The following is an 8288-nucleotide window of genomic DNA, read 5'->3' as shown; positions in this document are numbered from 1 at the left end:
GTGAAGAAGGGGACCAACTACCGCTGCGGCAGCTGCGGTTACGAAGCGGCCAAGTGGCTGGGCCGGTGTCCGGAGTGCCAGGAATGGGGCTCGTTCGAGGAACGCGGGGCACCGGTCAAGCCGGCGATCCAGCGCGTCGCGGCCGGGGCACCGAGCGCGCCCGCACGGCCGATCGGCGAGGTCGACGTCGAAGCGGCGCGTGCCCGCCGCACCGGTGTCCCGGAGCTCGACCGGGTGCTCGGCGGCGGCCTGGTGCCCGGCGCGGTGGTGCTGCTCGCGGGTGAGCCGGGTGTCGGCAAGTCGACCCTGCTGCTCGAAGTCGCCTACCAGTGGGCGAAGACGGTCGACCGGTCCCTCTACGTCACCGGCGAGGAGTCCGCGGGGCAGGTCCGGTTGCGCGCCGAGCGAACGGGCAACGTCGACGACCGGATGTACCTGGCCGCCGAGAGCGACCTTTCCGCCATCCTCGGGCACGTCGACGACGTCAAGCCCGGGATGCTGATCGTCGACTCGGTGCAGACCATGGCGTCCCCGCAGGTCGACGGCTCACCCGGCGGCGTGACGCAGGTCCGCGCGGTGACGTCCGGGCTGGTCGCGCTGGCCAAGGAGCGCGGGCTGCCGGTGGTGCTGGTGGGGCACGTCACGAAGGACGGCTCGGTGGCCGGCCCGCGCGTGCTGGAGCACCTGGTGGACGTCGTGCTGCAGTTCGAGGGCGACAAGCACTCGACGCTCCGGATGCTCCGCGGCATCAAGAACCGGTTCGGCGCGTCCGACGAGATCGGCTGCTTCGAGTTGCAGGAAGAAGGCATCGTCGGGGTGCCGGACCCGTCGGGGCTGTTCATGAGCCACACGGCCGAGCCGGTGTCCGGTACGGCGATCACCGTCTCGATGGAGGGCAAGCGGCCGCTGCTGGGCGAGGTCCAGGCGCTGGTGTCGGCCACGGCGGCGCCCCAGCCGCGGCGCGCGGTCAGCGGCCTCGACTCCGCGCGGGTGGCGATGGTCCTGGCGGTGCTGGAGAAGCGCGGCGGGCTGAAGCTCGGCGACAAGGACGTCTACGCGGCCACGGTCGGCGGCATGAAGATCACCGAACCGGGCATCGACCTGGCCCTGGTACTGGCGCTGACGTCGAGTTTCGGAGACGTCGCCCTTTCGCCGCGGCTGGTCTCGGTGGGCGAGGTCGGGCTGGCCGGGGAGATCCGGCGGGTGCCGAGCGTGGGCCGCCGCCTGGCGGAGGCGGCCCGGCTCGGGTTCACGCACGCGCTGGTCCCGCCGGACTCGGGCAAGCCGCCCGCCGGGATCCGGGTGCTGGAGGTGGCGAACGTCGCGGACGCGCTGAACGCGGCCGGCCACGCGCGCTGATCACCCCGAGGTCCGCGTGATGGCGTAGGAGTAGGACGTGTCCGGGGCCTCGGGCCGGTTCGGCGCGAGGGGGAACTCGGTCGTCGTGGTGTTCGGCACGGCCTCGGAGCTCGGCGGTGCCGGGGTCGTGCTCTTCGGTGCCTCGTTCCTGGTGCTGGTCGCCATGGCGGGCGACGTGTCCGCGGCCAGCAGCCGCGCGGTCGCGGGGTCGAGGAACAGCCGCAGGCCGGTGTCCTTGGCCAGGTAGACGGTGGCCGGCCGGTTGTCCGGGGTCGTCCGGTGGGGGACGACGGCGATGCCCGGGACTTCGGCGAGCGCTTCGGCGAGCGCGGACCGGACGTCCGGCGGGAGCAGGCCGACCCCCAGCGCGTTGCGGACCATGTCGAGCGACTCCGTGGCGGTGTGCGCCCGGCTTTTCCCGGGATCGGCGATGTCGATCGTGTCGAACTGCAGCCGCTTGCGCAGCTTTTGCCGGTCGTGCACGAGCGAGGCGACGAACGCGGCGTCCGGGCTCAGCCAGTTCACGAACGGCGTGTTCCAGAACGGCTTGTTCTGCCCCGAGAAATCGGGGTGGCCGGGGAACACCCCGCTCGGGCCGTACTCGTCGACGGGGCCGGGCAGCGGTTCGGTCCTGCCGTCCACCCAGTGGCCCGTCAGCGTCGTGCGCCGGTGCCACACGCCGGTGGGATCGGCCGGGATCCAAAGCTCGATCCGCCGCTGGACCTTGGCCGCGATCCCGTTGCTGGTCTGCGTCACCCAGGCGCGCATCTCCGTGTAGTGGAACTCGCCGGGCGCGAGCGGCCGGTCGAGGTCGGGGAGCGCGGCGGCCGGGCGGGACGTTTCCGGCGGCTCCGGCGTCCACAGGGCAGCGGCGACGCCGAGCCCGCCGACCAGGGTGACGACGGCCGCGGCCACCGCGAGCCACCGCCACGCCCCGCTCCGGCGCGGCCCGGCGGGCGGCGCCTCCTCGACACCGGCCGCGGCGAGCAGGGACGCGCGGGCGAAGGCGAGGTCGTCGCCGGAGCCGGCGTCGCTGTTCAGGTCGGCGAGCGCCGCGTCGAGTTCGGCTTCGGACCAGATCTTCCGGACGTTGTCTTCACGCAAGGTCCTGCACCTCCTCTTGGGCCGGGGCGTTCGTCCTGAGCCAGCGTCTGATCCGGTGCAACCGCGACCGGACCGTACCCGGCGGGATACCGAGGGCCTCGGCGACCTCGCCCGGCTCCAGCCCGGCCCACGACACGAGCAGCAGCGTGTCGCGATCGGCCGGGCTGAGCCGGGCCAGTGCGCCGGCCAGCTGCGCGGCACGAACCTGGGCGTCGACCTGCTCGGCGACGCGGCCGTCGTGGTTCGCGTGGCTGACTTCGCCGGTCCGGGCGAGCCGGGCGGTGGCCTGCAGCCCGCGCAGTTCGGACCGCACGTGGTGGCGCAGCAGGTTGGTGGCGATGCCGTAGAGCCACGACCGGGCGGTGCCCAGCTCGGGCCGGTAGGTCTCGCGCCGCCGCAACGCGACCAGGAAGGTCTCGGCGACGAGGTCGTTCGCCGGTTCGGCCCCGACGCGGCGCGCGAGGTACCGCCGCAGCTGCGCGGCGTGGGCGTCGAAGAGCCGCCCGAACGCCGGCCCGGGCTCGGGTCCGCCCAGGTCCGGACGGTCGGGCCCCCAGCGCTCCGAGCCCTCGTGGATCACCTGCATGCCCCCAGTTGCCCGCAGGCTTCGGCAGCGTTCACGGGTGCGCCTGCTTTCGTCGTGATCCGGGCGGGGACGGCCGCCGTTGCCGTCCTAGACGCCCACCAGACCCCAATAGACCGCCCACGGGACGAACACCACGCCGCCAGTCAGGAGGACGCCGAGACGGAGGCCGCGGTTGCGCCACCACGCCACCGCCGTGCCGATGGTGGCGGCCACCGCGCCCAGCGACAGCAGCTGCAGCGCCAGCCACGGCAGCGGGCGGCCGGCGACGACCGGGCCCAGTCCCTTGCCCATCGACAGCTGGATCAGCACGTCGACGGCGAGGAAACCGAGCACCGCGAGCAGCCCGGTCGCCGCCAGCCAGCGCGCCGGCCGGGCCGCGGGACCGCGCCGGACCAGCGGGTACCAGGCGAACGCCACCAGCAGGAACACCAGCACGGCGAGCTGCAGCCACGTCGGCTCGTACCAGGCGAGCGGCGTCACCGCCGCACTCGGCCGGTCCTGCGCCGGCGGTGCGTCGGCCGTCGACGCGGTGGGCGGGGTGTTCACCCAGCTGCCCACCAGTTCGAGGTAACCGGGCGCGTACCCGGGCAGCTTGTCGAAGCCGTCCGTGGTCCGGCGCAGCTGGTGCTGCGCGTCCGGGAAGACCCGCAACGTGTGGTGCGCCAACGACTCCTGGAAGATCCGGACCGCTTCGCCGGGCGGTGTCAGGATGTCCTTCGCGCCCCATATCCCGAGCACCGGCTGCCGCAGGCTCTTCAGCACCGGCACCGGGTCGTAGTGCGCCTCCGGGAACACCCCGCCGCCGGCGAGCTGGCGCAGCATCGTCGACGACGCCATCCGCACGAGCGAACCCCCCATTCCCAGCTGCCGCAACTGGTTCTCGACCGCCCACGACTGCTGCCGCGACGGCTCGACCCCGTTCGCGCCCAGCGTCACGACGAACGCGACGTCCGACGAACGCGAAGCCGCCAGTGGTGCCACCCAGCCGCCTTCGCTCAGCCCCCAGACGCCGACCCGCGCCGGATCGACGCCGGACCGCTTGCGCAGCACGGAAACCGCGGCCAGCGCGTCGTCCGCGAGGGTCGAGTACGAGCGTTCGAACTGCGAATAGCCGTCGGTGCGCTTGTCGTAGATGAGTGTCGCGATACCTTGCCGGGCAAAGGCTTCCGCCTGCTCGCGGTAGTCGTCCCGGCTGTGCGCCCCCGAGCCGTGGACCATCACCAGGCCCGGCAGTTCCGTCCCGCCGGGCGGAGCGACGACGGTGCCGTGCAAGGTCACCCCGCCGTTCTGGAACGTCACGTCTTCGTTGGTCACGGAAGCCGCCGACGCCGGTGGCGCCAACGCCGTGACCGCCAGGATCACCCCGGCCAGTAGAACCCCTCTTCGCATGGAAAACCCCCTGGTGTCATGTCATTCCCCTGGATCCGGGAACGCGAGCCAGCGCACGAGCACGCGCCGCGCTTCCGGTGACCGGTCGGCTGGCAAGTCGCCTTCGGTTCGCCAGTACCGGCGGAACAGCTCCATGTAGTCCTGCCAGAGCTGCTGCACTTCCTCTTCGGTGAGCCACGTGGCACCGCGCGCGAAGAGCAGCGCGTCCGGCCAGCCGCCGGGCAGCTGCTCGCGGTTTTCCGCGAACCGGTTGAGCTTTTCGAGGTCGTCCTCGAACCCCTGTCGCTGCATGTCGTCGAACAGCATCCGGGTTTCGGCGCTCTGCTCGCTGCGGCGCGGCCAGCGGATGTCCCGCGGCCGGGTCCGCCACCACCGTTCCTTGCCCCGCGCGAGCTCCGGGACGTCCTCGACGAACCCGAACCTGGCCAGCTCCCGCAGGTGGTAGCTGGTCGCGCCGGTGTTCTCGCCCAGCGCTCGGGCGAGTTTCGTGGCTGTCGCCGGGCCGGCCGACAAGACGCCGAGGATCCGGCGGCGCAGCGGGTGCGTGACGGCCTTGAGGGCGTCCGGGTCGAGCTCTTCCGGTGGTGGAGCGCTGGTCATGGCCCCACTGTAGCCGTGCAAAGAAAATTGTGCAAAGAAATCTCTGTAAGTCTGGGCAGACCGGTGCCAGGCATGGACGTGTCTACAGTGGACCTACCAGATCGGGTGGTCGCTGTACTTCCTGAGCGTCTGCACGGACGGCCGCACGTAGAGCACCCCGGCCAGGAACCCCATGGTGGCGAAGGTGAGCGTCGAGAACGTCGTCAGCAGGTCGGGCGCCCGCAGTTCCGGGGTGTCACGCCACACCCGGAAGACGATCGGCACCGCGAAGGCGCCCAGGATCAGCACCAGCGTCAGGACGTAGGTGAACAGCAGCGCACTGCGGGTCGCGTCGGCGCTGGCCACCACGAGGTAGTCGCCGCGGAGGCAGCGGCGGCACGTCAGCACCAGTACCGCGATCGCCAGCACGCCCAGCGGCGGCAGCGCCGTGGCGGCCTTGCCGAGCAGCGTGTCCGGGAACGCGTGGCCGTGCACGATGCCCTGCAGGTAGGTCGTCAGCCCGAACAGCAGCACCATGCCGGCGATCATCGAACAGCCGACGACCACCGACCCCCAGCGCACCCGGTCGGCGAAGCGGGGCGGCAGCGGCACGAACTCGACCTGCCCGAACGTCCCCTGCACCCGTCTCACCTCCAGAACGCACTGAAGGCCACCATAAGGGCACTGGGTGCCGTCATGGTGGCCTTCAGGGACCTTTCGGACCGAAAGGGCTAACTCGCCGCCAGCAAGTTGGCGCACCGGATGAGCCCGATGTGGGAATAGGCCTGCGGATGATTGCCCAGCGACCGTTCCGCGATCGGGTCGTACTGCTCCGGCAGCAGGCCGGTCGGGCCGGCCGCCGCGACGATCTGGTCGAACAGCTCCTGGGCCTCGGTGCGCCGCCCGGTGAGCAGGTACGCCTCGATCAGCCACGCCGCGCAGATGTGGAAGCCGCCCTCGCCGCCCGGCAGGCCGTCGTCACGGCGGTAACGGTACACAGTGGACCCACTGCGCAGCTCCGCCTCGATCGCGGTCACCGTCTGCTGGAAGCGCTCGTCGGCCGGGTCGATCAGCCCGGTGAGCCCGACGAACAGCGAGGCCGCGTCGAGGTCCGTGCCGTCGTAGGCGGTGGTGAACGCCTGGACCTCGTCGTTCCAGCCGTGGGTGAGGACGTCGTGCTTGATCTCCTCGCGCAGGCCGTGCCAGTTGCCCGGGATCTCCCGGCCGTACTGCTCGCCCAGCTTGATCGCGCGGTCGATGGTCACCCAGCACATGACCCGGGAGTAGACGCGGTGGCGCGGCACGTGCCGCTCCTCCCAGATCCCGTGGTCCGGCTCGTTCCAGCGCCGGGTGACGGCTTCGGCCATCGCGCGGACCATCTGCCAGTCCTCGTCGCGCAGCTCGTGGCGCGCCGCCGCGAGCGTCTGCACGAGCTCGACGACCGGGCCGAAGACGTCCAGCTGGACCTGGTGGTTCGCCAGGTTGCCGACGCGGACCGGGCGCGAACCCGCATAACCGGGCAGCGACTCGATGACCGCTTCGGCGCCGATGACGCTACCGGCGAGGGTGTACAGCGGGTGCAGCCGCTCCGGGCCGGCCAGCGTGGCGAGCACGCCGTGCAGCCACCGCAGGTAGCCCTCGGCCTCCTCGATCGAGCCCAGGTGCACGAGCTCCCGCACGGTCATCGCGGCGTCGCGGATCCAGCAGTAGCGGTAGTCCCAGTTGCGGACGCCACCGATCTCCTCCGGCAGCGACGACGTCGCCGCCGCCAGCACGCCGCCGGTGTCGGTGTTGACCAGGCCGCGCAGCGTCAGCGCGGACCGCAGCACCAGGTCGGTCTGCACCTTGGGCAGCTGCAGCTTCGACGTCCACTCGCTCCAGTAGCGGCCCGCGCGGTCCCGGCGTTCCACTTCGGACAGTTCGTGCGGGCCGAGGTCCGTGGTGCCGCAGCGCAGCTCCAGCACGACCGGCTGGGTCGGCGTCGGCTGCACCAGCGCGGACGCGGTGTCGTGCAGGCCGTCGGAGGTGATGGTCCACTCGACGCCCGGCGAGTACAGCACGAACGGCTCCGACGTGCCGAGCACCCGCACGCCGCCCTCGGTGGCCTCCAGCTTCACCGGCACGCCGCCGAACTCGGGCCGCGGCGCGAACTTGACGCTCGCCGCCGCTTCGCCGGAGATCACCCGCACGAGGTCCGTCCGGTGCGGCGCGCTCTCCGGCTCGATGTAGTCGGTGACGAGCAGGCGCGACCAGCGCGTCTCGACCGTCATCGTGTTCGGCAGGTAGCGCTGGCCGAGCGGAAGACCGTTGCGGTGCGGCTTGATGGAGAAGTGGCCGGCCCCCTCGCCGCCGAGCAGGTCGGCGAACACCGCGGGCGCGTCCGGCCCGGGGTGGCACAGCCAGGTCAGCTTGGCGTCCGGCGTCAGCAGCGCGACCGAGCGCTCGTTGGCCAGCATCGACAGCCGCTCGATCGGCGGGGCCGATTCGCCGTACAGCCAGTTTCGGCGCTCCTCGAGGAGGAAGCCGAGCACGAGCGCGACGTCCACGGTGTCGGGCACGCGGAACGCGGCGAGGGTCTCGCCGTCGCCGACCTTGATGCCCAGGTCCGGGCCGGACAGGCGGGCGAAGGCCTTCTCGTCGGTGACGTCGTCGCCGAGGAAGATCGCCGCCGTGGCGCCGACTTGGTGGCGGAGGATGTCCAGTGCGCGGCCTTTGTCCGTTTGGACGACCGCCAGCTCGACCACCTCCTTGCCGTCGGTGGTCGAGACGCCGTCCCACGTGGATGGTCCGGAGTGGACGGCCGCGAGCACGCGGCGGCCCGCCTCGTGCTCGGCGCGGCGGACGTGCACCGCGATGCTCGCCGGCTTGACCTCCAGCGACACGCCCGGGACGTCGAGCACGAGTTGTTCGAGCTCGGTCTCCAGCCGCCGGTGCAGCTCCCGCGCCTTCTCGTCGAGGGCGTGGATGAAGCCGATGTCGAACTCCGAGCCGTGGCTGCCGACGAGGTTCACCTCGGCCGGTAGCCGGGAGAGCGTGGCCAGATCACGCAGCGCGCGGCCGGAGATGACCGCCGTGGTGGTCTCGTGCAGACCGGCGAGCGATCTGAGGGCCCCGACGGACTCCGGCAGCGGGCGTGCCTCGTCCGGGTTGAGCGTGATGGGTGCCAGCGTGCCGTCGTAATCGCAGGCGACCAGCAGACGCGGAGTACGGGCGATCTGGACGATCGCGCGCCGCAACTCGGCGGGCAGGGCCTCGGCAGTCAACACTCCTC

Annotated in this window: 7 protein-coding genes; 1 reads left to right on the top strand and 6 read right to left on the bottom strand. The window is 72.0% G+C overall.

Going from position 1 to position 8288, the window contains the following annotated elements; all coding sequences use genetic code 11:
• Positions 1-1359 (top strand): DNA repair protein RadA (gene radA, locus ACFVYA_RS10115; RefSeq protein ID WP_387044240.1); only part of this gene is annotated, 1359 nt, incomplete at its 5' end.
• On the opposite strand, the gene ACFVYA_RS10110 is transcribed toward radA, so the two are convergent.
• From ACFVYA_RS10110 to otsB, 6 genes are all read right to left on the bottom strand, one after another.
• Positions 1360-2463 carry a CU044_5270 family protein gene (locus tag ACFVYA_RS10110; protein ID WP_387044238.1) on the bottom strand — a complete coding sequence of 368 codons (1104 nt, stop codon included), beginning with the start codon at positions 2461-2463 and terminating at the stop codon, positions 1360-1362.
• Positions 2456-3049 carry an RNA polymerase sigma factor gene (locus ACFVYA_RS10105; RefSeq protein WP_103343613.1) on the bottom strand — a complete coding sequence of 198 codons (594 nt, stop codon included), beginning with the start codon at positions 3047-3049 and terminating at the stop codon, positions 2456-2458. The genes ACFVYA_RS10110 and ACFVYA_RS10105 overlap by 8 nt, the downstream gene beginning before the upstream one ends.
• An 87-nt stretch (positions 3050-3136) precedes the next feature.
• Entirely contained in the window at positions 3137-4411 is a 1275-nt protein-coding gene (locus tag ACFVYA_RS10100) for an alpha/beta hydrolase family protein (protein ID WP_387044248.1), read from the bottom strand.
• A 48-nt stretch (positions 4412-4459) separates the two neighbouring features.
• Positions 4460-5038: a helix-turn-helix domain-containing protein gene (locus ACFVYA_RS10095; protein WP_387044236.1), complete on the bottom strand. Its 579-nt coding sequence runs from the start codon at positions 5036-5038 to the stop codon at positions 4460-4462.
• Positions 5039-5131: 93 nt separating this feature from the next.
• Positions 5132-5659, bottom strand: coding sequence for a hypothetical protein (locus tag ACFVYA_RS10090; protein WP_285986906.1), 528 nt, complete (start codon positions 5657-5659; stop codon positions 5132-5134).
• Between the two features lie 89 nt (positions 5660-5748).
• The gene (otsB, locus tag ACFVYA_RS10085; RefSeq protein WP_387044234.1) at positions 5749-8280 is read right to left on the bottom strand and encodes a trehalose-phosphatase; all 2532 of its coding nucleotides are present in this window, start codon (positions 8278-8280) and stop codon (positions 5749-5751) included.
• Positions 8281-8288: the final 8 nt, after the last annotated feature.

Origin of the sequence: Amycolatopsis sp. NPDC058278 (genome assembly GCF_042881395.1) — a bacterium.
Classification (GTDB): domain Bacteria; phylum Actinomycetota; class Actinomycetes; order Mycobacteriales; family Pseudonocardiaceae; genus Amycolatopsis.
Note: the sequence above shows the minus strand (reverse complement) of the source record. Positions and strands in the feature narration are given on the sequence as shown.

What these genes read in the sequence shown, in the direction of transcription:
- ACFVYA_RS10105 (WP_103343613.1), bottom strand. Translation starts at nt 3,049, where the DNA reads ATGCAGGTGATCCACGAGGGCTCGGAGCGCTGGGGGCCCGACCGTCCG.
- ACFVYA_RS10095 (WP_387044236.1), bottom strand. Translation starts at nt 5,038, where the DNA reads ATGACCAGCGCTCCACCACCGGAAGAGCTCGACCCGGACGCCCTCAAG.